Genomic DNA, 26093 nt, shown 5'->3' with positions numbered 1-26093 from the left:
CCGGCCGACCATCGCCGGGAAAGGGAGGTACTCACATGACTTCACCCGCCGCATCCGCGTACGACGTCGTGGTCATCGGCGGCGGCGCGGCCGGGCTGAGCGGTGCGCTCGCCCTGGGCCGGGCCCGCCGCCGCGTCCTCGTGCTCGACGACGGCACCCCCCGCAACGCGCCCGCCGACGGCGTGCACACGCTCCTCGGCCACGAGGGCGTCGCGCCCCTCGCCCTCCTGGCCACCGGCCGCGAGGAGGTCGCGCGCTACGGCGTCGAGACGGTCTCGGCCGCCGTCGCCGGGGCGGAGCGGACGCCGGAGGGCTTCCGCGTCGTCCTCGCGGACGGCACCTCGGTCGGCGCCCGGCGGCTGCTCGTCACCACCGGCCTCACCGACGTCCTGCCCGACGTCCCCGGCCTCGCCGACCGCTGGGGCCGCGAGGTCCTGCACTGCCCGTACTGCCACGGCTGGGAGGTCCGCGACCTGCCCCTCGGCGTCCTCGGCACCGGCCCGCTCTCCTTCCACCAGGCCCTGATGTGGCGGCAGTGGAGCGACGACCTGACGCTCTTCCTGCACGCCATGCCCGAGCTGACCGACGAGCAGGCGGAACAGCTCGACGCCCGCGGCGTCACCGTGGTGCGCGAGCGGGTGGCGCGCCTGGCCGTGGCGGACGACCGCCTCACCGGAGTCGCGCTGGCGGACGGCCGCGTCGTCCCCGTGGAGGCGCTGGCCGTCACCCCGCTGTTCACCGCCCGCACCGGCTTCCTGGACGGCCTCGGCCTCGTCCCGGTGGAGCGGGAGCGCGGCGGGCAGGTCGTCGGGACCGTCCTGCCCGTGGACGAGACCGGCGCGACGCCCGTCCCCGGGGTCTGGGCGGCGGGCAACGTCACGAACCCGTCGGCGCAGGTCGTCGGCGCGGCCGACGCGGGGGTACGCGCGGGCGCCGCGATCAACGCGGACCTGACCGCGGAGGAGACCGCCGCGGCCGTCGCCGCCCGCCGCGCCGCGCGGGAGTGGGACGAGCGGTACGCGCAGAGCGAGCGCGTGTGGAGCGGCGAGCCGAACACCGAACTCGTGCGACACGTCACCGCGTTGCCGCCCGGCAGGGCCCTCGACCTCGGCTGCGGCGAGGGCGGCGACGCCGTGTGGCTCGCGTCGCGCGGCTGGCGGGTGACGGCCGTGGACGTCTCACGCGTCGCCCTGGGGCGGGCCGCCCGGCACGCGGCGGACGCGGGCGTGGCCGACCGGATCGACTGGCAGCGGCACGACCTGGCGACCTCGTTCCCCGCCGGGAGCCACGACCTGGTGTCCGCGCAGTTCCTCTACTCCCTGACGGACATGCCGCGCGAGCGCATCCTGCGGTCCGCCGCGGCGGCCGTCGCGCCGGGCGGCGTCCTCCTGATCGAGGGGCACGCGGGCCTCCCGCACTGGGAGGACGCCGACGCGCACGGCGACATCCACCTCCCGACACCCGACGAGGTCGTCGCCTCGCTGCGGCTCCCGGCGGGGGAGTGGGAGGTGCTGGTGAGCGAGGAGCACGAGCGCACGCAGCTCGCCCCCGACGGCACGCCCGCGGTGCGCACCGACAACACCGTCATGCTGCGGCGGCTGCCTCGCTGACGCCGGTGCGCACGGCCAGCAGCAGCCCGGTGGACCAGGCCAGCCTGACGGTGCGGAAGCCGGGAGGGGCGTCCAACTCGTCCAGGAGCCGCCGCACGTCGGTCTCGTGGCCGGCGGGCCAGCCGGGCACCGGGTCCAGGTCGTCCACGAGGTAGCTGCCGCCGGGGGCCACCAGCGCCAAGGCCCGGTCCAGGTGGGTGAACTTGCCCGGCCACGTGTCGGCGAACACGAGGTCGAACGGCGGCCCGTCGTACGCCTCAAGCCAGGCCCCGCCGTCACCGGTCACCAGGGTCAGCCGCGGGTCGGCGCCGAGGTGGCGGCGGGCCACGCCCTGCACCTCGGCGTCCTGCTCGACGCTGACGAGCGAGGCGGTCGCGTCCATGCCGTCGAGCAGCCAGGCCGCGCCCTCGCCCGCGCCGGTGCCCAGCTCCAGCACGCGCGCGCCCGGCCTGGCGGCGGCGAGGGCGGCGAGCAGGGCGCCGGTGCGGGCGTCGCAGGAGAGGGTGAAGCCGAGCGCCGCGGCGTCGGCGCGCAGGGGGTCGAGTACGGCGGGGAGGTGCTGAGGAAGATCGTCCATGCCGAAGATGGTTGCACAACACACCTTTCAGTGGACGTCGTTGGGCACGAAACCGAGATCGACCGGCACGGCGGGCAGGCCGTCGCGCCGCAACCCGTCGAGGAGCGCAGGGAGTTGCGGCGGCCACAGGGCCTCGTCGGCGGCGGCCAGTTCGGCGGGGGACCACCACCGCCAGCGCAGGATGCCGTCCGCCTCGTGGGCGGCGGTCAGGTCGCCCAGCGGGTCGCGGCGCGGGCCGTACGCGAGGTAGACGCGTTCGCGCTGCCGCACGGGCACGTCCTCGCGGGTGTAGTCGTGCTCCCACAGGAACAGCGTCCCGAGCAGGGCGAGCCCGGTCCAGCCGGTCTCCTCCCGCACCTCGCGGGCCGCCGCCGTCTCCGGCGTCTCGCCCGGGTCGATGCCGCCGCCCGGCATCGCCCAGTGCACGCCCACCTCGGAGTTGTCGTACCGGAACATGAAGACCGCGCCCGCCGGGTCGAGCACCGCGACCCGGGCGGCCTGCCGTGGAATCCGCATCGCCCCATCCTGCACGAGCGGGCCCGGTGCGCCGCCGCGAGGATGGAAGGATGACGCTGCCGCCCGACGACCATGTGCACACCGAGTGGTCCTGGGACGCCCCGGCGGGCGCCATGGACAGGACCTGCCGCCGTGCGCTCGCACTCGGCCTGCCCGCCGTCGCCTTCACCGAGCACGCCGACCTCGCCCCGTGGACCCTCCCGCCGGGTACCGACGTCCCGGACAGCTGGCGGCCCCTGGTGACGGACGGCGTGCTCACGCCGCCCCCGCTCGACCTGGAGGGCTACCGGCGGAGCCTGGCGGAATGCCGGGAGCGCTACCCGGCGCTGCGCATCCTGTCGGGCGTCGAGCTGGACGGGCCCCACCGGCACGCCGACCGGGCAGCCGCGCTCCTGAGGGAGGGCCGTTTCGCGCGGGTGCTGGCGGCCGTGCACTCGGCGGCACTGGACGGCGGCGGCCACACCGAGGTGTCGGCCCGCCACGCCGACCTGCCGTCCGCGCAGGTCGTGCGGACCTACCTGGCCGACACCCTGGAACTGGTCGAGCAGTTCGGCGACTTCGAGGTCCTGGCCCACCTCGACTACCCGGTGCGCTCCTGGCCCGGGGACGCCGGGCCCTACGACCCCGGCGACTTCGAGGAGGAGTACCGGCACGTCCTGCGCGCCCTCGCGGCGAGCGGCAGGGTCCTGGAGTTCAACACCAGGGTCCCGCTGCACGGGCGTGTCCTGGTGTGGTGGCGGCAGGAGGGCGGGCGGGCCGTCTCCTTCGGGAGCGACGCGCACGACCCGGCGGCTCTCGCGGCGGGCTTCCGTGACGCCGCGCGCACCGCCGAGGCGGCCGGATTCCGTCCCGGCCCCGACCCGTACGCCTTCTGGCGGCGCGCCTGAACGCCGGTGCGGTCAGGGCAGGGTGAGGACGCGCGGCCCGTCGTGGGTGACGGCGACGGTGTGCTCGAAGTGGGCGGCCCTGCTGCCGTCCACGGTCTTCAGGGTCCAGCCGTCGGGGGCGGTCACGTACGCGTCGGCGCCGCCCGCCATCAGCATCGGCTCGATCGCCAGCGTCAGGCCGTGCCGCAGCGGGAAGCCGCGCCCTGGGCGCCCGCGGTTGGCGACGTGCGGGTCCTCGTGCATCTGGCGGCCGATGCCGTGGCCGCCGAAGTCCAGCGGGCTGCCGCAGCGGGCCGCCCGGGTCACGGCGGAGACGGCGTGGCCGATGTCGCCTGTCCTGTTCCCGACCGTGGCCGCCGCGATCCCGGCGTCGAGCGCCCGCCGCGTCGCGTCGATCAGGGCCACGTCGGCGGGGCGCGGCGTGCCGACGATGAAGCTCACCGCCGCGTCGCCCGTCCAGCCGTCGAGTTCCGCGCCGCCGTCCACGCTCACCAGGTCGCCGTCGCGCAGCCGGTACCCGTCCGGGATGCCGTGCACCAGCGCGTCGTTCACGGACACGCAGATCACGGCGGGGAACGGCGTCGGCGCGAACGACGGCCGGTACCCGAGGAACGGCGAGCGGGCGCCCGCCTCCGCCAGCACGGCCCGCGCCGCCGCGTCCAGGTCGTGCAGCGGCACGCCGACCGCCGCCGCCTCCCGCGCGGCGGCCAGGGCCCGCGCGACGACACGCCCGGCCTCCCGCATGGCGTCCAGCGCCGCGTCCGTCTTGATCTCGACCATGATCCGTCCCTCTCCTCGCACGGGGAAGGGCATCCGGGACCACCCGGCCTTCCCCCAATACTTATACCGGTATTAGTATCACGACCATGGTGAGGACTCCGTTGACCCCGTGGGAACGCGAACGCGGCGAGCGCTTCGGCGCGCTGCTCCGCGCCGCCAGGGGCGACCGCAGCATGGTGGACGTCGCGGCGGCGGCCGGTGTGTCGGCCGAGACGCTGCGCAAGATCGAGACCGGCCGCGCGCCGACCCCGTCGTTCTTCACGGTCGCCGCCCTCGCGGGCGCCCTCGGCCTGTCCCTGGACACGCTCGTCGGCGAGGCGGCCCCCGCCGGGGACGAGGCCGCCACGGGGCGGGCGCTCTCCGCCTGACGCGCGCCCCTCTCCGGCGGAACACCCCTGCACGCCATCGGGTGAACCCGCGGACCCCGGCGGTTCGCCGCAGGCGGCCAGGGAAGTGATCGCCCACAGTGGTCCATGCGCCATGGTCGATGCGCTGGAGTTCTCGCCCCTGTGAGGGAAACGCAGATGCCGGAGTCCACCGTCCTACCCCTGCCGCTGTCCTCGCACAGCGGCGACGGACTGCGCCGCCGTGCCCGCGCGCTGGCGGCCCGGCTGGCCGGGGAACCGGGGGACGGACCGCCCCCCGCCCGCCAGGGGGCACCCGTCTACCCGGAGCACCGCGCCGTGCTGCTCTACTCCGACCGGGCCGACTGCCTCGCCGGGCTCCGCAGGCTCGCCGCGGGCGAGACGTCGCCGCAGGTCGTCCGGGGGGTGGCCGCCGAATCCGCCCAGCCGGTGCTGGTCTTCCCCGGCCTCGGCGCGCAGTCGCCCGCCATGGGGCGCGGCCTGCTCGCGGACGCCCCCGTCTTCACGCGGCGGATCGAGGAGTGCGACCGCGCGCTGCGCCCGCACACCGGCTGGTCGCTGCCCGGCCTGCTGTCCGGCGCCCCCGGCGCGCCGTCCATGGACCGCATGGACGTCTGCCAGCCCGCGCTGTTCGCCGTCACCGTGTCCCTCGCGGCGCTGTGGCGCTCCTACGGCGTGCGGCCCGCCGCCGTCATCGGCCACAGCATCGGGGAGTTCGCCGCCGCGCACGAGGCGGGGGCGCTGACGCTGGAGGACGCCGCCAGGGTCTGCGCGTCCTGGGGGCGCGCGCAGGCGTCGCTCGCGGGTACCGGTGAGCTGATCGCCGTACGGCTGCCCGTCACGGAGACGGCGGCCCGGCTGCGCACCTGGCCGGGGCTGACCGTCGCGGCCGTCAACGGGCCACGGTCCGTCGTGGTGTCGGGCGACCGCGAGGCGGCCGAGCGGTTCCTCGCCGGTCTGGTCGCCGACCGCGTGGGCGCCCTGCGCGTCCCCGCGGGCTACGCCGCGCACTCGCCGCCGCACATGACCGCCCTGCGGGAGCGGCAGCTCGCCGACCTCGCCGGTGTCACCGGCCGCAGCGGCGCCGTCCCGTTCTACTCGACGGTCACCGGGCGGCTCCTCGACACCGCGCTGCTCGACCCCGCCTACTGGTACCGCAACCTCAGCGGGCCCGTCCGCTTCGAGGCCGCGGTGCGGGCCGCCGCCCTGCGCGGGCACGCCGTGTTCATCGAGGTCGGCCCGCATCCCGTGCTGACCCTGGGCATGCGGCAGACGCTGGAGACGATCCACGAACGTCCCGCCGTCGTCGCCTCAGCCGTCCGCTCGGACGGCAGCCCGGGGCGCTTCCTGCGCTCGGTCGCCGAGGCGTACGTGGCGGGCGTGCCGATCGACTGGACGGCCGCCTACGCGGGCGTGGACGTCGGCGCCATCGGCCTGCCGCTGCCCGTGCTCGCGCCCGCCCCGCACCCCGGCGGAGCCCCGTCCCCCAGCCGCAGCGCCTGACCGGCGGCCCCCGCCCGGTCACGCACGGCGCGCGGCGGGTCGCGGGGCGCCGTCCGCCGGGCGGACCGCCGTTAAGAAGCTGTCAGAGAATTCCCGCCGCCCCCCGCCCCACGGGGCCTCCCGGACGCATCCCACGCACGCGCCCCGCGCCCCATCCGCGCAGTCCCGCACGGCAGTTGGGCCGCCGGGCCACCCCCGGCGGCGCCCCGCCCCCCGCCCGCGCGGCCTCCCGCGCCCGGCCCCGCCGCCCCCCGCGCTCGGCGATACTCGCTCCTCGTGTCCAGCGCATCATGTGCAGACGGAGGTGCCCGGCCGTGACCGGCACCCAGGAGACGGCCGCCGCCGCACCGGTGGACGGCGGCGCACGGGCGGTCCCGCCCCGCCGCTTCCGCCGCTGGCTGCTCGACGGCCTGAGCGAGCGCACCGCCCGCCACCCCGGCCCGCACGCCACCGGCCCCAGCAGGTCCGACGGCCACCCGTGGTGGCGCGTCATGTGCCTGACCGGCGTGGACTACTTCTCGACGCTCGGCTACCAGCCCGGCATCGCGGCACTCGCCGCCGGGCTGCTGTCCCCGCTGGCCACGCTGGTCCTCGTCGGCCTGACGCTGCTCGGCGCCCTGCCCGTCTACCGCCGCGTCGCCCGCGAGAGCCCGCACGGCGAGGGCTCGATCGCCATGCTGGAGCGGCTGCTGCCCTGGTGGGCGGGGAAGGTGTTCGTCCTCGTCCTCCTCGGCTTCGCGGCCACCGACTTCATGATCACGATCACGCTGTCCGCCGCCGACGCCGCAGCCCACGCCGTCGAGAACCCGCTCGCGCCCGGCTGGATCCACGACGGCAACGTCTGGATCACCCTCCTGCTGATCGCCGGGCTCGGCGCCGTCTTCCTCAAGGGCTTCCGCGAGGCCATCGGCATGGCCGTCTGGCTGGTCGGCACCTACCTGCTGCTCAACGTCGTCGTGCTCCTGACCGCGCTGTGGCACGTCGCGGGCGACCCGGTCGTCGTGGACGACTGGTGGGCCGCGGCCTCGGCCGAGCACGCCTCACCGGTCGCGATGATCGCCGTCGCCCTGCTGGTCTTCCCGCGCCTCGCCCTCGGCATGTCCGGCTTCGAGACGGGCGTCGCCGTCATGCCGCAGGTGCGCGGCGACGCCACCGACACCGAGGAGCGCCCCACCGGGCGCGTCCGCGACACCAGGCGCCTGCTCACGACGGCCGCGCTGGTCATGAGCGGCGCCCTGCTCGTCTCCAGCGTCGCCACCACGCTGCTCATCCCCGAGGAGGAGTTCGAGCGCGGCGGCGAGGCCAACGGCCGGGCCCTCGCCTACCTCGCGCACCGCTACCTCGGCGAGGCGTTCGGCACGGTCTACGACGTCTCGACCATCGCCATCCTCTGGTTCGCCGGGGCCTCCGCCCTCGCCGGGCTGCTCAACCTCGTGCCCCGCTACCTGCCCCGGTACGGCATGGCGCCCGAGTGGACGCGGGCGGTGCGCCCGCTCGTGCTGCTCTTCGTCGCCATCGCCTTCACCGTCACGATCCTGTTCGACGCCGACGTGGACGCGCAGGGCGGCGCCTACGCGACCGGCGTGCTGGTCCTCATGGTCTCCGCGTCCTTCGCCGTCACCGTCTCGGCCCGCCACCGGGGCCGCCGCCGCGCCACCGCGGGCTTCGGCGTCGTCACGGCCGTCCTGCTGTACACCCTGGTCGTCAACGTCTTCGAACGGCCGGACGGCCTGCGGATCGCCGCGCTGTTCATCGTCGGCATCCTCCTCACGTCCTTCGGCTCCCGCGTCCACCGCGCGTTCGAACTGCGCTCTGGCGAGATCACGCTCGACGCCACCGCGGCCCGTGTCATCGACGAGGCCGCCGCCTGGGGCCCGCTGCGGATCATCGCCAACGAGCCGGACGCGGGCGACGAGCGCGAGTACCGCGAGAAGCAGGACAGCCAGTGCGAGGAGACCCCGATGCCCGACCGGGCGCACACGCTGTTCCTCGAAGTGACCGTGGACGACTCGTCCGACTTCGCCGCCGACGTGACGGTCCACGGCGAGGAGTGCCACGGCTACCGGGTCCTGCGCGTGCGCGGCGCCGCCGTCGGCAACACCATCGCGGCCGTGCTGCTGCACCTGCGCGACCGCACGGGCGCCGTCCCGCACGTCTACTTCACGTGGACCGAGGGGCACCCGCTCGGCCACCTGCTGCGCTTCCTCGTCTTCGGCGACGGCGAGGTGGCGCCGGTCGCGCGCGAGGTGCTGCGCCGCGCCGAGCGCGACCCGGCGCGCCGCCCCCGCGTCCACGTCGGCTGACCCCGGGCGCCGATTCGTACGACTAGTTCACCCCCAGGGGTGTCCTGCGGGCGGAAAAGTCGTCCGGACGGCCGCGTACGGCTATCCACACGGTATGCCGATCATTCCGCGAGCCGCCCGGGGCGGCCGATGACCGACGCCTGCCGCGCACGGCCGCCCCGCCTCGCGGCCCACCGCGAGATCCTGCGCCCCTGGGACCTCCTCACCATCCCCCTCGTCACCGCCACCGGCGCCGCCCTCGCCGACCGCGGCTGCGACGGCACCCGCGTCCTGCTCGCCGCCGCCACCGGCCTCGCCGCCTGCGTCGGCACGCTCTACGCCGCCGACCTCCTCACCCGCCACGACGACCGGGCGGCCAAGCCCCACCGCCCCCTGCCCTCCGGACGGCTCAGCGAGGCGACCGTGGCCCGCTGCGCCGTCCTGGCCACCGTCACGGCCGTCGCCCTGTCGCTCGGCGCCGCCCCCACCGCGCTCGTCTTCATCGCCGCCGCTGCCGCCGCCCAGTACGCCTACTGCCGCGGGCTCAAGGACGCCGGGCTGTGGGGCGACGTCATGAACGGGCTCTCCGGCTGGTCCTGCTGCGTCCTCGCCGGCGCGTGCTTCACCGCGGGCCTGCCCTCCGCACCGCTGTGGGCCGTCGCCCTGGCGCTCGGGCTCCAGGGCACGTTCAGCAACGCCCTGCTCGCCCTCCACGACCTCGCCGCCGACCGCGCGGCGGGCAGACGTACGCTCGCCGTCCGCCTCGGCCCCGAGGGCACCGTCACCGTCCTGGCGCTCCTCGCGGCCGCCGCGTACATCACCGCCATCACCACGCCCGGATTCCTGCACCACCGGCCCGGCACCGCCTTCTTCGTCCTCCTGGCGGGCGCCGTCCTGCTGTGCACCGGCTGCCTCGCCCACGCCGCGCCCCGCCCCGGCGCGCCCCCGGCGCCCGAGCGTGCCATCGAGTGGCACCTGTACGAACGGCTGGCGCTGCCCGGCGCCTTCCTCACCCTCGCCGATGACGGCCCCACGGTCCTCGGCCCCCTGGCCGCCGCCGCGTGCCTGCTGCGCCTCACGCCCCGGCACGCCCTCAGGACGTGACGCGCGCGGTCGCCGCGCCGCGCGACCGGGGCTAGCGTGACGAGGGGGGCGACACACTTCTCGACTCTCGACGGAACGGCGAACCACCATGCCCAACGCTCCCGCTGTCGTCCTGGTCCACGGTTTCTGGGGCGACGCCGCCCACTGGGGAAAGGTCGTCGTCGAGCTGAACAGACGCGGCTACGACGACCTCCACGCGGTGGAGAACCCGCTCACCTCACTGGCCGACGACGCCGAGCGCACGCGCCAGATGGTCCGGCAGATCGACGGGCCCGTCCTCCTCGTCGGCCACTCGTACGGCGGCGCGGTCATCACCGAGGCGGGCGACCTGCCGAACGTCGCGGGCCTCGTCTACATCGCCGCGTTCGCCCCCGACGCGGGCGAGAGCCCCGGGCAGATCAGCCAGGAGCAGCCCGCCGAGGCGGCCGGGAACATCGCGCCGGACTCCGACGGCCACCTGTGGATCAAGCCGGAGGCGTTCCGCGAGAGCTTCTGCCAGGACCTCGCCGCCGACGAGGCGCTGGTCATGGCCGTCACCCAGAAGGCACCGCTCGCCTCGACGTTCGGCGACAACGTCACCAGCCCCGCCTGGCGTAAGAAGCCCAGCTGGTACCAGGTCTCCACCGGCGACCGCATGATCCACCCCGACGCGGAACGCCGCATGGCCCGGCGCATGAACCCCCGCGCGCTCGTCGAACTCGACACGGGCCACGCCTCGCTCGCCTCGCAGCCAGGACCGGTCACCGACCTCATCGAGGCCGCGGCGCGCGAGGTGGCCGCGGCCTGAGCCGCCGGGGCGGGCGGGCGCGCCGCCGTCAGGCCGCGCGCTCCGCCCGCACGGCGTACGGCGCGACGAGCGCGCCCGCGAGCCCGACGGCCGCCGCCAGCCAGAACAGCGTGGTGTACGTGCCGTCGCCCGGCAGGCCGCCGTCCGCGCCCGCCGTGAAGACGGCCGCCGTGACCTGGCTGCCGACCACGCCGCCGACCGTACGGGCGATGTTGTTCAGGCCGTTGGCCGTGCCCGTCCGGTGCGGCGGCGCCAGCGCGCCGACGCGCTTCGGCAGCGCGGCCATGACGAGCCCCGAGCCGACACCGACCAGCGCGTAGAACACCAGGTGGTGCCACATCGCGCCGTGCGCGAGCGCCAGCAGCGCCGAGCCCGCCACGCACACGAGGAACCCGGCGACGAGCGGCGCGCGCTCCCCGGCGCGCGCGGCCAGCGGGCCGGTCGCCATGCTCGCGGGCAGGATCGTCAGCGCCCCGGGCAGCATCAGGAGCCCCGCCACGGTGATCGTCGCCCCGAAGCCGTAACCGGCGGCCTCCTCAGGCGTCTGGGCGAAGCGCGGCATCGCGACGTAGAAGACGTACGACAGGGCGCCGAACGCGAACGCCGACAGGTGCGTCATCAGCATCGGCGCACGCGTGAACTCCACGATGTCCACCAGCGCGTCGTCCCTGCCCTTCTCGAACCACGCCAGCAGCGCCGCGCCGCCCAGCGACAGCGCGAAGAGCCCGAGCACCCGCCACGACGTCCAGCCCCAGGCCGGCCCCTCCGTCAGCGCGAGCAGCAGCAGGACCAGCGTGAGCCCGAGGAACGCGGCGCCGCCGAGATCCAGCCGCCCGCCGCCCGCCTGCGGCCCGGCGGGCACCCACAGCAGCACCAGCACGAAGCTCACCGCCGCCAGGGCCGCGCCCAGCACGAACAGCGCCCGCCACGAGAAGTGGTCGGCGAGCAGCCCGCCCACGACGAGGCCCGCGCCCGCCCCCACCCCCATGACGCCCGACACCAGGCCGGTGCCGAGGTGGAGCCGTGCGGGCGGCAGCGCCTCGCGCAGGATGCCGAACGCCAGCGGCAGCACGGCCAGCGCCGCGCCCTGCACGACGCGGGCGGCGATCAGCTGGCCGATGTCCTGCGACAGCGCGGCGCCCACGGTGCCCGCCGCGTGGACGGCCAGCACCCACAGCAGCACGCGGCGCCTGCCGTACTGGTCGCCCATCCGGCCGATCAGCGGGGTCAGCACCGCGCTGGAGAGCAGGAACGCGCTGAGGACCCAGGCGGACCACACCGGCGTCGTGTCCAGCTCGGTCTGGAGCAGCCCGAGCGCGGGCACGACGAGCGTCTGCATCAGGGCGTACCCGGCGACGGACACGACGAGCGCGGTCAGCACCCGGCCCGACCGGGCCGTGGACGCGACGGGGGGAGCGGTACGAGAGGTGGTCATGCGGGGACGCTAGAAGGCAATGCTCTCTTCTGGTAAGGGCATACCTCGAAGTAAGCTCCGGGCATGGAAGCCCGCTCCCAGGTCACGCCCGCCACGCCACCCGACCCCTGTGACGCGTTCAACAGGGACTGCCCAGGACGTGAGGTGCTCGACCATCTCACCAGCCGCTGGGGCCTGTTGATCCTGGTCGGTCTCCAGGGCGGCCCGCTCAGGTTCCACGAGCTGCGCACGCTCATCGACGGCGTCAGCGAGAAGATGCTCTCGCAGAACCTGCGCACGCTCGTCCGGGACGGCCTGCTCTCCCGCGAGGTGCTCCCGACCGTGCCGCCGAGCGTGCGGTACGCCCTCACGCCGCTCGGCGCGGACGCCGCGGCGCCGCTGGAGACGCTGCTGCGCTGGGTCAAGGGCAACGCGCGGGAGGTCGTCGCAGCCCAGACCGGCCACGACGCCGGGGCCGTCACCGTGCCCCCGCAATAGCCGCGACCGCCGCCCAGGGCCCGTGCCACACTGCCCGCCATGACCACGCAGGAGAGCCCGCCGCACCGCCAGATACGGGCCGCGTACACCGCCGGGACCGTCACCGTCTACCAGGCGTACGCGCCCGCGCTCGGCCTCCCGGCGGCCCGCGACGGCCGCTTCCCCCCGGCCTGGGAACGCGGGCGGATGACCTGGGTCAAGCCCTCGTTCCTGTGGATGATGTACCGCTGCGGCTGGGCGACCAAGCCCGACCAGGAGACCGTCCTCGCCGTCGAGATCACCCGCGAGGGCTTCGCCTGGGCCCTGGAACGCGCCTGCCTGTCCCACCACGACCCCGACCGGTACGCGGACGCCGCCGACTGGCGCGCCACGCTCAGGCGCTCACCCGCGCGCGTCCAGTGGGACCCCGAACGCGACCTGCACCTGCGCCCGTTGCCCCACCGTTCCCTGCAACTCGGCCTGCACGGCGAGGCGTCACGCCGCTACGCCGACGAGTGGATCACCGGCATCACCGACGTCACGCCGCTCGCCCACGAGATCCGGGCGCTCGTCCGCGCGCGGCGCACCGAGGAGGCCGCCCGTCTCCTCCCCGTGGAACGGCCCTACCCGGCGCCCGCGTCGCCCGTCCTGTGACGGGCGCTCAGCAGGCCGCCGGAGCGCCGCTCCCGGCCGGTGCCGTGGCGGCGATGACGCCGTCGAGCCTGTCCCGCGCGGCCAGCAGGTCGGCCACGGCCGCGTCGATGCGCGCGCGCTCCCGCTCCAGGTCGGGCAGCATGCCGGAGCAGGCGGGCGCGAGGGTCCGCCCGTCATCGACCATGCAGGGCAGCACTTCTGCGATGGTGGCCGTGCCGAGCCCTGCGGCGAGCAGGATGCGGATGCCCCGGACGGTGACGACGTCGTCCTCCGTGTACTCGCGGTATCCGCTCGGCCGCCGCGAAGGACGCAGCAGCCCCTGCTCCTCGTAGTACCGCAGCAGGCGCTGGCTGACCCCGGTCCGCCGGGCGAACTCGCCCATGCGCATGTGACGACCCCCACGTCCCCTTGACTCTCACATCGATGTGACAGACAAGTCTAGGGCGCATGACGCATCCTCACCTGCCCGATCCGCAGCACCCGCCCGTCACCGTCGTCGGCCTCGGACCCATGGGCCACGCGCTCGCCGCGACGCTCGCCGACCGCGGCCACACCACGACCGTCTGGAACCGCACCCCGGGGAAGGCCGACAGCCTCGTCGCCAAGGGCGTCCGCCGCGCGGCGACCGTCGCCGAGGCGGTGTCCGCGAGCCCCCTCACGCTCCTGTGCCTCCAGGACTACCCGACCACGGACGCGGTCCTCGCCCCTGCCCGGGACGCCCTGCGGGACCGCGTCCTGGTCAACCTCGGCACAGGTACGCCGGAGGAGGCGCGCGCGGCGGTCGGTCGGGCGGCCGACCGGGGCGCCCGCTGGCTGGACGGCGCGATCATGGTGCCGCCCCCGCTCGTCGGGGACCCCACGTCCGTCTTCCTCTACAGCGGCGCGCGGGACGTCTTCGACGCGCACCGGGCGACGCTGGCGACCCTGGGCGACCCCCGCCACCTCGGCCCCGACCCCGGCCTGGCGCTCCTCTACAACACGGCGCTGCTCGAAATGATGTACGCGACGGTGAACGGCTTCCTGCACGCCACCGCCCTGGTCGGTTCCGCGGGCGTCCCCGCGGTCACGTTCGCCGATCTCGCGCTCGGCTGGTTCATGCCCTCGGTGCTCGACCCCACGTTCGCCGGGCATCTCCCCGACCTGGACCGGGGCCATTACCCCGGCGAACTCGGCACCCTGGAGATGAACCTCCACGCGCTCGACCACGTCACCCGCACCAGCGAGGAGCAGGGCGTCCACACCGACCAGCCGCGGCTCATGCGGGAGATCGCCAGGCGGGCCGTCGCCGAGGGCCACGGCGCCGAGAGCTACCTGTCGGTGTTGGAGGTCTTCAAGAAGGCGGCACGCGTCCCGTGACCTCCCGCACGGCGACGCCCGCGGACGCGTCGCCCCCTCCGACCGTTCCCCTGCGGCACGCCCCGCGGCCCGTCGCATAGGGTCGGCCCCGGCACGGCGGCACACGCCCCGTGCCGGGGTCCGACCAGCGAGGCACAGCCATGGACAACACCGCCCGGACGAAGGACGCGCCCACCCCGCGCCCCACCCACCTCACCGGGAACGCCGAGATCGCGCGGCACTTCGCCACCCTCACCACCCCCCACGTCGCGGACGCCTGCCTGCGGCTCGGGCTGCCCGTGCGCTGCGCGCCCGCCGGGCTGCGGCCCGTCCTGCCGGGCACGCGCCTCGCCGGACGCGTCCTGCCCGTGCGGCACACCGGCAGCGTGGACGTCTTCCTCGAAGCGTTCGAGACGGCCGCGCCGGGCGACGTGCTGGTGATCGACAACGGCGGCCGGACCGACGAGGCGTGCGCCGGTGACCTGGCCGTCCTGGAGGCGCGGGCTGCCGGGGTCGCGGGCGTCGTCATCTGGGGCCTGCACCGCGACACCGCCGACATCCGCGCGATCGGCCTGCCCGTGATCAGCCTGGGCGCCGTACCGACCGGCCCGCAGCGCCTCGACCCGAGTCCCGCCGACGCCCTGGAGTCCGCGGAGGTGGGGGAGTGGACGGTCGGCCGCTCCGACCTGGTGCTCGCCGACGACGACGGCGTGCTGTTCGTCCCGGACGCCGACGCCGCCCGCCTCCTCGACACGGCGGCCGGTATCCGTGACACCGAACGCGCCCAGGCCGACCGCATCCGCGCCGGGGTCACCCTGCGCGAGCAGGTCGCGTTCCGCCGCTACCTGGAGCGCCGCCGCGAGAACCCGTCGCTCACCTTCCGCGAGCACCTGCGGACCGTCGGCGGCGAGATCGAGGTCTGAGCGGGCCAGGCCGGGCGAGCCGGGTCAGGCCGGGTCGAGCCGCTCCAGCAGCCACGCCGTCACGGCGCCGTACGCCGCGTGCGGCACGACGTCGCTGACCCAGTCGGACGCGCTCCACGTCCGGGGGTCGGTCACGCGCAGCAGCGTCATCGGCCCGTTCGAGGCCACCAGCGCGGCGAGCGCGGCCGTCGCCCCGCACAGCACCGTCCCCGGCCGCCACCCCGCCGCGCGCCAGGCGCCGAGCAGCGCGCCCGCGCCCACCCCGGCCGCCAGGCCCGTCAGCGCGCCGAGGCCGGTGAACCGGTTCGGGCGCGTCCCCTCGTCCCCGGGGATCGTGACGTGGGCGTCGCCCGCCAGCTTCTCGACCGTCGCCTCCGGCGTGCTGCTGGCGGGCCTGCCCCGCAGCGCCATGTCGGCGTACGTCACGGTGTTGAGCGCCGTCGTGCCCGCCGCGCCTGCGGCGGCGCCGGCGACCAGTCCGAGGACGCGTGAGCGGTTGCGGGACATGCGGTCCTCCCTTTCGCGGGCGTCCTCCGAGGCTAAGCGCCCCGCCGCGCCTGCGCAGCCGGGGCGCCGCCGCCCGCGTCCGGCCGCCGCACCATGAAGACGTCGATCGCGTCCTCGGACTCGACGGCGAACCCGTGGCGCTCGTACAGCCGCCGCGCCGCGCTGCCCCGCAGGACGTCCAGCCGCACGGGCGTCCCCTCGGCGTCGGCCCGCTCCAACAGCGTCCGCAGGACGGCGGAGCCGAGCCCCCTGCCCTGGAGCCCTGGGACGAGGTAGAAGTGCTCCAGCCATCGCCCGTCCTCGGCGGGGCGCAGCGTGACGCACCCCGCGAAGGCGCCGCCGGACAGGATCACCGACGTGTAGCGGGGCGAGAACGCGTCACGCAGCCGCTGCCGTACCCGGTGCGCGTCGAACCGGCCCAGCCGCTCCAGGTCCGCGCGCATGACGGTCGCCCGCAGCTCCGCGATCACCTCGACGTCGGCGGGCTCCGCCGGACGCAGCTCCCACGCGGGACGGCCCGGCCGTGTCCCGTCCGCTTCCCGCTGCGCGCTCGTCTCCATGACCGCAGTCTCCCAGGCGCCCGCGCTCACCCGGTGGGCCGCCCGTGACGGGTGCCGCGGCACGGCGCGTGATCGACTGGCCGGGTGCGGTACGGGGCCGTGCGCTCGCCAGGGAGGCAGCGATGGGGCCGATGGGTCAGGACCGGCCGTTCGGGCGGGTGGCGGTGGTCACCGGCGCGGCGCGAGGGGTGGGGGCCGCGACGGCGCGCCGTCTCGCCGGGTGCGGGCTGCGGGTGGCCCTGCTGGGGCGGGAGCTGGAGTCGCTGCGCCAGGTGGCCGCCGGACTGCCCACGGAGACCTGCTGCTTCGAGGTCGATGTCACCGACGAGCCGACGTTGCTCGGCACCGCGCGCGCCGTGCGGGCGCGGCTCGGCCCCGCGTCGGTGGTCGTGGCCAACGCCGGGATCGCCATCGCGGGCTCCTTCGCCGCCAGCGAGACCGCGCTGTTCAACCGCGTCATCGAGGTCAATCTCATCGGCAGTGCGAACACCGCCCGCGTCTTCCTGCCCCAACTCGTGGAGACCGGCGGCTACTTCCTCCAGATCGCCTCCACCGCCTCCTTCGGGTCCGCACCCCTGATGAGCGCCTACTGCGCCTCCAAGACCGGGGTCGAGTCCTTCGCCCAGGCCCTGCGCACCGAACTGCGCCCCGAGGGCGTCGATGTCGGCATCGCCTACCTCCACTGGACCGGCACCGACATGATCGACGCCCTCGACGAACACCCCGTGCTGCGCGCGCTGCGCTCCCACCAGCCCGCCTTCGCCCAGCGCGTCTACACCTCCGACCGTGTCGCGGCGTGGCTGACCCACGGCATCCGGCGCCGCGCCACCAGCGTCTACGCGCCCCCGTGGCTGCGCCTCGTGCAGCCCCTGCGCCCGCTGCTGCCCCTCCTCGTCTCGGGCGTCGCCCGCCGCGTCTTCTCAGGACCGCCCGACGACGACCTGCGCCTGGCCGCCCACGTGCTGGGGGCGGGAGGCCGGGCCGACTGGGACCAGGAACGGCCCGGAGCCCCGCCGCCCCCACCCGTCTCCCCTCCTCAGCTCTGACCCGCATCCCGGGCGTCCGACTGCTTCGGCGGTCGCCCCGGCACGCTCTCGCCGACCGGACCCACCCCGGCGACAATCCCGGCGATCACCACGACCGACGGCCGCGAGTTCATTAGGGTGAAGCTGTGCGGCGCCTTGCGGTTCTCTTCGATCTCGACAACACCCTCGTGGACCGGGCGGGAAAGCTGGCCGACTGGGCTGCTGAGTTCACCACCCGGCACGGTCTGGGGGACGAGGAGCGGACGTACGTCCTGGGCATGCTGGCCGAGCGGGCCAGCCCGTCCACCTTCGACGCGATCCGCACGCGCCTCCGGCTTTCGGCGCCGACCCCCGAGCTGTGGCGTTCCTACCGTTCCGAGATCGCGGCAAGGGTGTCGTGCCCCGCCGAGGTCCTCGGCGGCCTGGACGAACTGCGTGCCGCGGGCTGGCGGGTGGGGGTGGCGACCAATGGTGCCGCGGACATCCAATGGGCCAAGCTGAGGGCCACGGGCATCGCCGAACATGTCGATGGCGTCGTCGTTTCCGAGGAAGTAGGCGCGCGTAAACCCGAGATGCGGCATTTCGAGATGGCCCTCGCCCGTTGTGGGGCCGTACCGGGCGAGGGGGGATGGATGGTGGGTGACGACCCCGGCACCGACATCGTCGGAGGTCGCTCGGCGGGGCTGCACACCATCTGGGTGGCCAACGGCCATGGGCGGGCACCGCAGGCTCCTGCCCCGGACCACACGGTTCCTCATGTGCGTGCTGCTATCGACATCCTGCTCCTGCGTACGGCCGATCACGTAGGGATCGCGTCATGACGGTGGTTGTGGGGCTTCTACACCCCGGCAGCATGGGGGCCGCCTTCGGCGCACAACTACGCCTTCGGGGCCACACGGTGCTCTGGTGTCCCGACGGCCGCAGCGACGCGACCCGACGCCGAGCACAGGACGCCGGCCTTCGAGCCGCCGGACTGCCCGAGATCGTCGCCCGTTCCGAGGTGATGCTGTCCCTCTGTCCGCCAGCCGCTTCCGAGCAGATCGCAGCCGACGTGGCGGAGTTGCGGACCGGTTCGGAAGCGGTCTACGTCGAGGCGAATGCCGTGGCGCCGTTCCGCGTGCAGCGCATCGCCGACTCCTTGGGCCCGACGCCGGTCGTCGATGCCGCGGTTGTCGGGTCGCCCCCGGTGGGAGGCAAGTCGCCGATGCTCTACCTGGCTGCTGCCGCCGGACACACCGACCGGATCGTCGAACTGTTCGCGGGCACCGATGTACGGACGCACATCGTCGGTGACCGCCTCGGCGCAGCCTCCGCGCTGAAGCTCGCGTACTCCAGCTACCAGAAGGTCTCCCGTGTGCTGGCCGCCGTGGCTTACGGGGCGGCCGATGCATACGGCGTCGGTGACGAACTGCTGGCGATCGCGGCCGAGCGCACCGGCAGCTATCTCGTCGAGACCGACTACATCCCCAAGACCGCTGCCCGCGCCTGGCGCTGGGGCCCGGAGATCGAGGACACGGCCGCTCTGCTCGCCGCCGCCGGGTTGCCGGACGCCCTCATGCACGCGGCTGCCGAGACGCTCGCCCGATGGGACAGTTGCAAGGACGCGTCGCTCGATGTCACCGAGGCGCTGGAGGCGCTGCGCGCGGAAAGGGACGATCCGAGCTGAGTCGGCTGCGCCGGTGTGGCCTTGCCGGTGAGGCGTTCGAGTGGTCAGAGGTGAGGTGTGATGGTCCGGACGACCGCGTCGATCCTTCGTGCCGCTTCCTGAGGAGCCGTCACATCCGTGTCCACCCGCACCTCCCACCGCGCCTGCGGATGCGCGGCAAGGTCTGCCTCGGTGGCGTCCCAGGCGGTCAGCCGAGCCGCCGTGTCGGTATCGCTCCGCTGCGCTGATCGCCGTGCCGTGGATTCTTTGGAGCACCAGAGCAGAACACGGGCCCAGCGCGCGGGAAAGCGGGCGCTCACCTGCTCCATCCCTGCCATCTGGCCGAGGTGGACGACGGGTGTCCTCCCTCCGTTCGCGGCGCCTTCGAGGCCGGGCCGGTCCACGACGTAGACGTTGCCGTACCGCTCGTTGCGGTAGACGACGCCGCCGTTCGCCTCCAGGACGGTCAGCTGTTCCGGCGTGCCCATCCGGTATCCCGTCGTCTTCCCGCCACCGATCTTGAGCCGGGCGAAGGGCACGTACCGTGGGTCGAGCTCGCCCAATGCCGCCGTGACCGTGTCCTTGCCTGCCGCTGGCGGTCCGTACAGCAGAATGCCGTGGATCACAGGAACACCGTGCCGAAGACCAGGCGTACCTGATCCGTGAACGAGATCGCGGCGCCGAGCCGGTTATCGACGATCAGGTGGGGGACGACGGGGCGCAGTTCCAGATCGATTCCTGCTACGTACGTCGCCCAGTTCTGGAGCTTCCAGCTGTCCCGGGCCGCGGAGCGGAAGCCGATGTACTCGTGCATGGTGTCGAGGTCGCACTCGACCCAGACCACGACGACGGTGACGCCGCGCGCTTCGCAGCGGTTGATCAGCCGCCGCATCCACCGCGGATCGGTCGCCTCGGCGAGGAACGGCGCGGTGAGCACGGTGCTGATCGCGCAGTCGATGTTCGCGTATGCGGTTTCCAGCAGGCACTGGTACTCAAGCGGGCGGATTCTGTTCCGGTAGAGGTCGGTGTGCCGGTCGTTGGGCTCGCTGCCCATCGCCACCAGGAGACGCTCGACAAGAGGACGTGTGATCGAGTCCTTGTCGAGGACGGGCCAGCCGGTGAGTTGGGATATGAAGCGGGAGAACTCCGACTTCCCGCTGCCCGCATAGCCGCCGACCATCATCAGCGTCGGCCTGTTCGGATCGCCGCCCGTATGACGTCGTTTCCAGGCGTCGAGGATCCGCTGCTGCACGCCGGGCCCGTCGATGTCTTCGGTGCCGGGTACGAGTTGGAGCAGTGCGCGTTCCACCGCCAGGACGTGGGATCCGTCGTGCGGTTCGCTCGACGCGGTGAATCCGAGCTTGGTGGCCTCGTTCGGCAGAGCACGCCGGAAGCCGAGTTCAGGCTCGGTCGCGCGGTACAGGAGACAATATGCCCGCCGGTAGTGCGGCCCGGGGTAGACCTCACCCTGCTCGTGCTGCCAGAGCGTCTGGAAATTTGCGGCCGGTACGGCCAGTCCGGCGGCCCGGGCCACGTCGCGTAGACGTTCGCCCGCGCCTTCCAGCGTCAGACCGTGAGCCTCGCGCTGCCGTCGAAGATTGTCCGGGCGCCACCCGGGGCGAACTTTCCCCACCTTGCCTGCCCGTCCGTGGTCATGATCGGGAGCTTGGGCAAGCCTCTCATGAAAGGAGCAGCAGGCCATGGCCGAGCTCGTCCGCGTGGTGCGGCCGGGGGGAGTCGTCGTCGCCTCGGTCATGTCCCTGTGGGGAACCTGGCGCGCCCGGCTGCCCGGCGCCACCGACCTCGAAGCCGAGCACGGCGCCGACGTCGGCGACCAGGTCCTGCGTACCGGTGATCTGCGCCACGTACCCGGGATGGAGCACGTCTGCCGCATGTTCACATGGTCGGAGATCGTCGATCTGGTCGCAGGGACCGGCGCCGCACTGATCGACGGCTCTGCCAGCAACTGGGCCAGCCTGCACAACCTCGAACTCCTCACGGAGATGGAGGCCGATCCATCTCGATGGCAGCAGTTCCTCGATCGGGAGGCTGCCGCGTGTGCGGCGGAGGGAGCCCGTGACGGTGGCACTCACATCCTCTTTGCCGCTGAACGCGGAGCATGAGGAGGACTGTCCGTTCCGTCGGCCGGTCCCCTTGCCCGTCCTCGGCCAGCGCAGCGGGCCTGCCGGGTCCGACGGGGAACGCCCGCGCGTCCGGTGGGCGGGGGTGGTTGTCGGACCCCGCCGCTAGGCTCCGCGATCATGGGATTCGACACGAGCTTCCACCCCGTGGACCTGCCCCTCGTCCAGGGGCGCCTGCTGCCGTACATCGCCGGGCAGGGCCCGGACGACGCCCTGGACGACCTCCTCGCCCGCGCCGCCGCCACGCGCCGCACCGGCTTCCGCGCCAAGCAGTGGGCGCTCAAGGCGTTCGAGGCGGCGAGCGAGCAGGACATCGACGCCTTCGACGCCCAGCTGTACGTCTGGGGCCGCCCCTTCCTCGTCACCGGGGACGACCCCGCCGCCGTCACCGCCGGTGTGCTGCGCTGGATCGGCACCCCCTACGAGGCGGCGGACGAGCTGGCCAGGGAGACGCTGGCCGCGCTCCACCCCGGCCTGGCCGACGTGCCCGCGCCGCCACGTGACGAGGTGCCGTCCGAGGCGGAGCTGCGGCGCGAGATCAGCTACCGCGTGCGGGTCCTGCGCGCGGCCGTCGCGGCGCTGCGTGCAGGAAAGGACACGGTGCGCGACCCCGAGTCCGGCGAGACGTACCCGCCCACGGGCCTGGTCGAGCGGGAGATACCCATGGCGGTCGTCGCCTTCTCGGCCGCCCTCGTGCCCGGCTGGATGTCCCGCGGATACACCTGGCCGAGCACGCTGTGCGAGCGCGCGGGGACGTCCACGGCGGAGTTCTCCGCGCCCACGGAGCTGCTCGCGCCGCTGTGGGACGAGTTCCCCGACCTCACCTGGTTCGCGCCGCCCACCATCGTGGAGAACGACATGGTCGGCGGCCTGGTGGCGGCGGCCGACGTGCCCGCGCTGCGGGCGCGGCTGCGCGCGGAGCGCCCGGCGCTGGTGGCCCCCGCCGAACGGGACGGCTGGGGGGAGGGCTGCGCGTTCGAGCTGGACCGGATCGACGAGGCCCTGGCGCTCGCGGGCCACCTCGGGTTCGCCTTCTGCGAGGCCACGGAGATCTACAGCGGCTTCAGCGGCGCGCTGAACTGACCACGGCCCCCGTTCCCGTGACGCCATGGAGCGCGATCATGGCGCGGCGTGCGGCGGCCTCGGCGCCGCCGCGCCCCTTTCCGGTGGCGCTGCTCACACGCTTTTCCCGGCCCACTACCGCGCTTAGGGGAGAGGTAATGCCAGGGGGCCCGGGACTTTCGTCCCGAGGCGCGGGGACCGAGGAAATCCGACGTCGCGCTCCGCAGCGCCGCCTTCACGGACGGGCGCGGGAAACCCCAGGTCAGCGCGGTGCGACGGCCGGGTGACGGGAAAAGGGGTCACCCGGCCGGGACATTCCGCGGATTCCACCATCGCATCGTCCTTCTTCCCTACTAACCCGCACAGGGAATGCCTTACTTGAACCCCTCCCACGTCGGCGGTTATCCATGGACGTGTCAGCCCGGACCTGGGCCGACGACCCCCGAATACTGCGAGGTACTCCCATGCCGAACAGCACCACGATCCGCAGCCTGACGCACATGCGACTGCGCTCCCGTGCGGGTGTCGCCCTGGCCACCGGTCTGGTCGCCTCCGCGGGCGTCACCGGCGCTCTCGCCGCCGACGGCGGCACCGCAGAGGCCGCGCCCCATATCGACACCGCCGCCACCGCGAGCGGCCTGGCCGACAGCACCGGCGCCCAGGCCGACGCCCAGCACAAGGCCGCCACCACCTGGACCGACCCCATCGGCGGCGACTACGACCTCACCGCCACCTACGGCAACAGCGGCGACCGCTGGGCCCACAAGCACAGCGGCCAGGACTTCGCCGTGGACGTCGGCACCGAGGTCCAGGCCGTGCACGGCGGCACCGTCGTGAAGGCGGGCGGCAACGGCGCGGGCGACGGCCCCGCGTACGGCAACGCCGTCGTCGTCCAGCACGACGACGACACGTACACCCAGTACGCCCACCTCGACGCGATCCACGTGAAGCCCGGCGACAAGGTCACCACCGGCCAGGAGATCGCCGCCTCAGGCAACACCGGCAACAGCAGCGGCCCCCACCTGCACTTCGAGGTCCGCAGCACGCCCGACTACGGCTCCGCCGTGGACCCCATGCCCTTCCTCCACGAGCACGACGTGAACGCCTGACACGCACCCCCACGACCCCGGGCCCCGGGTCGGCACCTCCGACGTGCCGACCCGGGGCCCGTGGGCGATGGTGGAGACCACGAAGGTGCGCGGGGCGTCCGGGCCGCGCCGCGCCCCTGACATCCCCGCCGCGCACTGTGAGGTCCCCCCGAGTGACGAGCCCCGCAGCCCCCGCAGACCCCGCCCACGGCACGGGGGACGGCCCTCCCTGGGACGCGGTCCCGTGCCCCCTGCTGCTCGTGGGGGCCGAGGGGACCGTGCTCAGGGCGAACGGGGGCGCCCTCGCGCTGCTGCCCGCCGTCGTCCCGGGCCGCCCGCTGCGGGCGACGGCACCCGACTGGCTCATCTCGGCCCACCGACACCTCACCGGGAGGCCGCGCGGCGTCACCCCGGGTGACGGCGACATCGTGTGCGGCCCCGTGGGCGGCAGGACCGTACGCGCCACCCCCACGCCGGGCCCGGACGGCGGCGTCACCTGGTGGCTCGCCGACGACAGCGACGACCGGCACCTCGCCGACGCGCTCCGCCACGAACGCGACCGCACCGCCTTCCTCACCGAGCTGTCGAACCGCCTCCTCGCCTCCCTCAACCTCGACCGGTGCATGGAGGCCACGGCCTGGCTCGCCGCCACCCACATGGCGGACGGCGTGACCGTCATCGCCTCCACCACGGACAGGACCCACCACGTCACGCACTGCGTCCGGGGCGGCGAGCCCGAGCGCCGCGCCCTGTCCCTGGACCTCGACGCCCTGCCAGAACTGGGCCTGGCACTGAGCGGCCACCCGCCCTCCGCCCGCGGCATCGACCCCGCCGCGCTCCCCGCACGCCTGCTGCCCCCCGGCATGGGCCCCGTCGGCTCCGTCCGGCTCACCCCGCTGCCCGGCCACGGCAGGTCGGCGGGCGTGATGCTGCTGCTCGGCGGCCCCGACCGGGACGTGCACGGCGAGCAGGAGCGGGAACGCGACGACGTGACCCTGCGGCTGTTCGCCGCCCGCGCGGGCGCGGCGATGTCCGCCGCCCGGCTGTACGCCGAGCAGGCCGCGATCACCGCGACCCTCACACGCGACCTCCTGCCACCCCACGCGCCCCGGCTCGAAGGCGTCGAGCTGGCCACCGGCTACCGCCCCTCGGGCGACACGGAACGCATCGGCGGCGACTTCTACGACGTCCACCCCGGCTCGGCCGACGTCCCCGAGCCCCTGGTCGTCCTCGGGGACGTCAGCGGCAAGGGTCTGGACGCCGCCGTCCTCACCGGCAAGATCCGCACCACCCTGCACGCCCTCATCCCCGTCGCCCCCGACCACCGCCGCCTCCTCGACCTCCTGAACGGGGCGCTCCTCGACACCACGGGCGACCGGTTCGCCACGCTCGTCCTCGCCTCCGTCGGCCACGACGGGCCCGCCCTGCGGCTGCGGCTCACCAGCGCGGGCCACCCCCCGCCCCTCGTCCTGCGCACGGACGGCACGGTCGAGACCGTCGCCACCAGCGGCACCCTCCTCGGCGTCCTGCCCCACGCCGAGGCACGCACCGCCGCCGTCCGCCTCGCCCCAGGCGACGCCTGCCTCCTCCACACCGACGGCATCACCGAGGCCAGGGGCGGCCCGACGGCCGACGAGTTCTTCGGCGAGGAACGGCTGCGCGCCGTCCTCGCCGAGTGCGCGGGCCTGCCCGCCGAGGCCGTGGCGGAACGCGTGCAGATGGTCGTCGCCCAATGGCTCGGCTCCGGGCGGCACGACGACATCGCCCTCGCCGTCCTGCGCGCGCCCGCCGCCCCCCGCCCCGGGCGGGCGGCGCCCCCATGACCCCCGCACGGCAGCCGGGCGACTGGGCCGACGCGCTGTGGGACGCCGTCCGCGCCGGTGACGGGAGCGCCGCCACCGGGGTCGCCCTCGCCGCCCTGGAGTCGGGGCTCGGCCCCGAGGACGTGCTGCTCGACGTCGTCGGCGAGGTCCAGCGCAGGGTCGGTCAGGCGTGGGTGGACAACCGTGTCGGCATCACCGACGAGCACGCCGCCACCGCCATCGACAGCCGCGTGATCGACGCGCTGCTCGCCCACCCCGCCGTCACCCTGCCGGAGCCCACGCACGGCAGGGTCACCGTCGCCTGCGTGGACGGCGAATGGCACGCGCTCCCCGCCCGGCTCCTGGTCGAGGTGCTGCGGCTGCGCGGCTGGCAGGTGGACGACCTGGGCCCGCAGGTCCCCGTGGCGCGGCTCCTGGAGCACCTGCACCGCACGGGGCCCGCGCTCGTCGCGCTGTCCGCCTCGTTCTCGACCCGGCTGCCCGCCGCGCACGAGGCGATCCTCGCCTGCCAGGACGCGGGGACGCCCGTCCTCGTCGGCGGGCCCGCGTTCGGGCCCGGCGGCGGGTACGCGCGGCTGTTCGGCGCCGACCTGTGGTGCCCCGACGCCCGCGCGGCGGCCGAACGGCTCTGCCGCGGCCACCTGCCAAGGCCCGCGCCCGGCCGCCAGGCCGTGGACGACCTGCCGCACCTCGCCGACGAGGAGTACGCGCACGTGACCCTCCGCGCCGCGCGGCTGGTCAGGGCGGCCACCGCCCCCGGGGACGGCGTCCCGTCGGCCCAGCGGACGGCCACCCTCGTGGACTTCCTCGCCACCGCGCTCTACACCGACGACGACGCGCTGTTCTCCGGCCACCTCGCCTGGTCGGCGCACATCCTCGCCACGCACGGCGAGCCAGCGACCGGGCTGCCCGCCGCGCTCGACGCCCTCGCCGCCGAGCTGCGCGACCTGCCCCGCGCGCGCCGCGTGCTCGCCGCGGGCCGCGCGGCACTCGCCGCCGACGTGCCCCCGCCGCCGTGACCGGCCGCC

At 74.8% G+C, this 26093-nt stretch carries 28 protein-coding genes; 19 read left to right on the top strand and 9 right to left on the bottom strand.

The features are described from left to right. Nucleotides 1-35: 35 nt before the first annotated feature. Complete coding sequence (locus tag IF27_RS15690) at nucleotides 36-1610, top strand: bifunctional NAD(P)/FAD-dependent oxidoreductase/class I SAM-dependent methyltransferase (RefSeq protein ID WP_052850212.1); 1575 nt, start codon at nucleotides 36-38, stop codon at nucleotides 1608-1610. On the opposite strand, the gene IF27_RS15685 is transcribed toward IF27_RS15690, so the two are convergent. Both IF27_RS15685 and IF27_RS15680 read right to left on the bottom strand, forming a co-directional pair. Further along, on the bottom strand, nucleotides 1585-2187 hold the full coding sequence (locus IF27_RS15685; protein WP_052850211.1) for an O-methyltransferase: 603 nt from the start codon (nucleotides 2185-2187) through the stop codon (nucleotides 1585-1587). The two genes, IF27_RS15690 and IF27_RS15685, sit on opposite strands and share 26 nt — an antisense overlap. A gap of 27 nt (nucleotides 2188-2214) precedes the next feature. Beyond that, on the bottom strand, nucleotides 2215-2703 hold the full coding sequence (locus IF27_RS15680; RefSeq protein ID WP_052850210.1) for an NUDIX hydrolase: 489 nt from the start codon (nucleotides 2701-2703) through the stop codon (nucleotides 2215-2217). A 50-nt stretch (nucleotides 2704-2753) separates the two neighbouring features. Between IF27_RS15680 and IF27_RS15675 the strand changes: the two genes are divergently transcribed. Continuing rightward, nucleotides 2754-3590 carry a PHP domain-containing protein gene (locus IF27_RS15675; protein ID WP_052850209.1) on the top strand — a complete coding sequence of 279 codons (837 nt, stop codon included), beginning with the start codon at nucleotides 2754-2756 and terminating at the stop codon, nucleotides 3588-3590. 12 nt (nucleotides 3591-3602) lie between these two features. Here IF27_RS15675 and map read toward each other — a convergent pair whose 3' ends face one another. Further along, nucleotides 3603-4370 (bottom strand): type I methionyl aminopeptidase, encoded by a 768-nt coding sequence (gene map, locus IF27_RS15670; protein ID WP_052850208.1) that lies wholly within the window; start codon nucleotides 4368-4370, stop codon nucleotides 3603-3605. 86 nt (nucleotides 4371-4456) lie between these two features. Here map and IF27_RS15665 point away from each other — a divergent pair, with 86 nt between their 5' ends. The 5 genes from IF27_RS15665 (at nucleotide 4457) to IF27_RS15645 (ending at nucleotide 10411) form a co-directional block, all read left to right on the top strand. Next, complete coding sequence (locus IF27_RS15665) at nucleotides 4457-4738, top strand: helix-turn-helix domain-containing protein (protein ID WP_052850207.1); 282 nt, start codon at nucleotides 4457-4459, stop codon at nucleotides 4736-4738. Nucleotides 4739-4894: 156 nt separating this feature from the next. Beyond that, complete coding sequence (locus IF27_RS15660; protein WP_052850206.1) at nucleotides 4895-6238, top strand: acyltransferase domain-containing protein; 1344 nt, start codon at nucleotides 4895-4897, stop codon at nucleotides 6236-6238. A gap of 314 nt (nucleotides 6239-6552) precedes the next feature. Continuing rightward, complete coding sequence (locus IF27_RS15655) at nucleotides 6553-8541, top strand: APC family permease (protein WP_420822015.1); 1989 nt, start codon at nucleotides 6553-6555, stop codon at nucleotides 8539-8541. 129 nt (nucleotides 8542-8670) lie between these two features. Further along, nucleotides 8671-9624 carry a UbiA family prenyltransferase gene (locus tag IF27_RS15650; protein WP_052850205.1) on the top strand — a complete coding sequence of 318 codons (954 nt, stop codon included), beginning with the start codon at nucleotides 8671-8673 and terminating at the stop codon, nucleotides 9622-9624. An 88-nt stretch (nucleotides 9625-9712) separates the two neighbouring features. Next, entirely contained in the window at nucleotides 9713-10411 is a 699-nt protein-coding gene (locus IF27_RS15645) for an alpha/beta hydrolase (protein WP_052850204.1), read from the top strand. A gap of 28 nt (nucleotides 10412-10439) precedes the next feature. On the opposite strand, the gene IF27_RS15640 is transcribed toward IF27_RS15645, so the two are convergent. Further along, the gene (locus IF27_RS15640) at nucleotides 10440-11846 is read right to left on the bottom strand and encodes an MFS transporter (protein ID WP_110945941.1); all 1407 of its coding nucleotides are present in this window, start codon (nucleotides 11844-11846) and stop codon (nucleotides 10440-10442) included. A 63-nt stretch (nucleotides 11847-11909) separates the two neighbouring features. On the opposite strand from IF27_RS15640, the gene IF27_RS15635 reads away from it, so the two are divergent. After that, a complete protein-coding gene (locus tag IF27_RS15635; protein ID WP_052850202.1) occupies nucleotides 11910-12323 on the top strand; it encodes a winged helix-turn-helix transcriptional regulator in 414 nt (137 codons plus the stop codon). A 39-nt stretch (nucleotides 12324-12362) separates the two neighbouring features. Next, nucleotides 12363-12956: a DUF4291 domain-containing protein gene (locus IF27_RS15630; protein ID WP_052850201.1), complete on the top strand. Its 594-nt coding sequence runs from the start codon at nucleotides 12363-12365 to the stop codon at nucleotides 12954-12956. Nucleotides 12957-12963: 7 nt separating this feature from the next. On the opposite strand, the gene IF27_RS15625 is transcribed toward IF27_RS15630, so the two are convergent. Then, nucleotides 12964-13344 (bottom strand): MerR family transcriptional regulator, encoded by a 381-nt coding sequence (locus tag IF27_RS15625; RefSeq protein ID WP_052850200.1) that lies wholly within the window; start codon nucleotides 13342-13344, stop codon nucleotides 12964-12966. Nucleotides 13345-13403: 59 nt separating this feature from the next. Here IF27_RS15625 and IF27_RS15620 point away from each other — a divergent pair, with 59 nt between their 5' ends. Both IF27_RS15620 and IF27_RS15615 read left to right on the top strand, forming a co-directional pair. Beyond that, entirely contained in the window at nucleotides 13404-14312 is a 909-nt protein-coding gene (locus tag IF27_RS15620; protein ID WP_052850199.1) for an NAD(P)-dependent oxidoreductase, read from the top strand. Nucleotides 14313-14452: 140 nt separating this feature from the next. Next, a complete protein-coding gene (locus IF27_RS15615) occupies nucleotides 14453-15214 on the top strand; it encodes an RraA family protein (protein ID WP_052850198.1) in 762 nt (253 codons plus the stop codon). 24 nt (nucleotides 15215-15238) lie between these two features. Here the strand turns inward: IF27_RS15615 and IF27_RS15610 are convergent, their stop codons facing one another. Together IF27_RS15610 and IF27_RS15605 are read right to left on the bottom strand one after the other, a co-directional pair. After that, on the bottom strand, nucleotides 15239-15721 hold the full coding sequence (locus tag IF27_RS15610; protein ID WP_052850197.1) for a hypothetical protein: 483 nt from the start codon (nucleotides 15719-15721) through the stop codon (nucleotides 15239-15241). A gap of 32 nt (nucleotides 15722-15753) precedes the next feature. Beyond that, nucleotides 15754-16281 carry a GNAT family N-acetyltransferase gene (locus IF27_RS15605; protein WP_052850196.1) on the bottom strand — a complete coding sequence of 176 codons (528 nt, stop codon included), beginning with the start codon at nucleotides 16279-16281 and terminating at the stop codon, nucleotides 15754-15756. Between the two features lie 122 nt (nucleotides 16282-16403). Between IF27_RS15605 and IF27_RS15600 the strand changes: the two genes are divergently transcribed. The 3 genes from IF27_RS15600 to IF27_RS15590 all read left to right on the top strand — a co-directional run bounded on the left by IF27_RS15600 (nucleotide 16404) and on the right by IF27_RS15590 (nucleotide 18972). Next, nucleotides 16404-17327: an SDR family oxidoreductase gene (locus IF27_RS15600; RefSeq protein WP_052850195.1), complete on the top strand. Its 924-nt coding sequence runs from the start codon at nucleotides 16404-16406 to the stop codon at nucleotides 17325-17327. A gap of 125 nt (nucleotides 17328-17452) precedes the next feature. After that, complete coding sequence (locus tag IF27_RS15595) at nucleotides 17453-18127, top strand: HAD family hydrolase (protein WP_052850194.1); 675 nt, start codon at nucleotides 17453-17455, stop codon at nucleotides 18125-18127. Then, on the top strand, nucleotides 18124-18972 hold the full coding sequence (locus tag IF27_RS15590; RefSeq protein ID WP_052850193.1) for an NAD(P)-dependent oxidoreductase: 849 nt from the start codon (nucleotides 18124-18126) through the stop codon (nucleotides 18970-18972). Before IF27_RS15595 ends, IF27_RS15590 begins: the two co-directional genes overlap by 4 nt. A 44-nt stretch (nucleotides 18973-19016) precedes the next feature. Here IF27_RS15590 and IF27_RS15585 read toward each other — a convergent pair whose 3' ends face one another. Together IF27_RS15585 and IF27_RS15580 are read right to left on the bottom strand one after the other, a co-directional pair. Further along, complete coding sequence (locus IF27_RS15585; protein ID WP_052850192.1) at nucleotides 19017-19577, bottom strand: guanylate kinase; 561 nt, start codon at nucleotides 19575-19577, stop codon at nucleotides 19017-19019. After that, on the bottom strand, nucleotides 19574-20584 hold the full coding sequence (locus IF27_RS15580) for a P-loop nucleotide/nucleoside kinase family protein (protein WP_052850191.1): 1011 nt from the start codon (nucleotides 20582-20584) through the stop codon (nucleotides 19574-19576). Before IF27_RS15580 ends, IF27_RS15585 begins: the two co-directional genes overlap by 4 nt. A 67-nt stretch (nucleotides 20585-20651) precedes the next feature. Here IF27_RS15580 and IF27_RS15575 point away from each other — a divergent pair, with 67 nt between their 5' ends. The 5 genes from IF27_RS15575 to IF27_RS15555 all read left to right on the top strand — a co-directional run bounded on the left by IF27_RS15575 (nucleotide 20652) and on the right by IF27_RS15555 (nucleotide 26084). Next, nucleotides 20652-21074, top strand: a complete 423-nt coding sequence (locus IF27_RS15575) for a hypothetical protein (RefSeq protein ID WP_052850190.1) — start codon at nucleotides 20652-20654, stop codon at nucleotides 21072-21074. 138 nt (nucleotides 21075-21212) lie between these two features. Further along, the gene (locus IF27_RS15570) at nucleotides 21213-22175 is read left to right on the top strand and encodes a hypothetical protein (RefSeq protein WP_052850189.1); all 963 of its coding nucleotides are present in this window, start codon (nucleotides 21213-21215) and stop codon (nucleotides 22173-22175) included. A gap of 443 nt (nucleotides 22176-22618) precedes the next feature. Continuing rightward, a complete protein-coding gene (locus IF27_RS15565; protein WP_052850188.1) occupies nucleotides 22619-23263 on the top strand; it encodes a M23 family metallopeptidase in 645 nt (214 codons plus the stop codon). A gap of 152 nt (nucleotides 23264-23415) precedes the next feature. Next, nucleotides 23416-25065 carry a PP2C family protein-serine/threonine phosphatase gene (locus IF27_RS15560; protein WP_223291070.1) on the top strand — a complete coding sequence of 550 codons (1650 nt, stop codon included), beginning with the start codon at nucleotides 23416-23418 and terminating at the stop codon, nucleotides 25063-25065. Beyond that, nucleotides 25062-26084 carry a cobalamin B12-binding domain-containing protein gene (locus IF27_RS15555; RefSeq protein ID WP_052850187.1) on the top strand — a complete coding sequence of 341 codons (1023 nt, stop codon included), beginning with the start codon at nucleotides 25062-25064 and terminating at the stop codon, nucleotides 26082-26084. Before IF27_RS15560 ends, IF27_RS15555 begins: the two co-directional genes overlap by 4 nt. Nucleotides 26085-26093 lie beyond the last annotated feature (9 nt).

This window comes from Streptomyces avicenniae, assembly GCF_000719135.1.
In the GTDB taxonomy this organism is placed as follows: domain Bacteria; phylum Actinomycetota; class Actinomycetes; order Streptomycetales; family Streptomycetaceae; genus Streptomyces; species Streptomyces avicenniae.
Note: the sequence above shows the minus strand (reverse complement) of the source record. Positions and strands in the feature narration are given on the sequence as shown.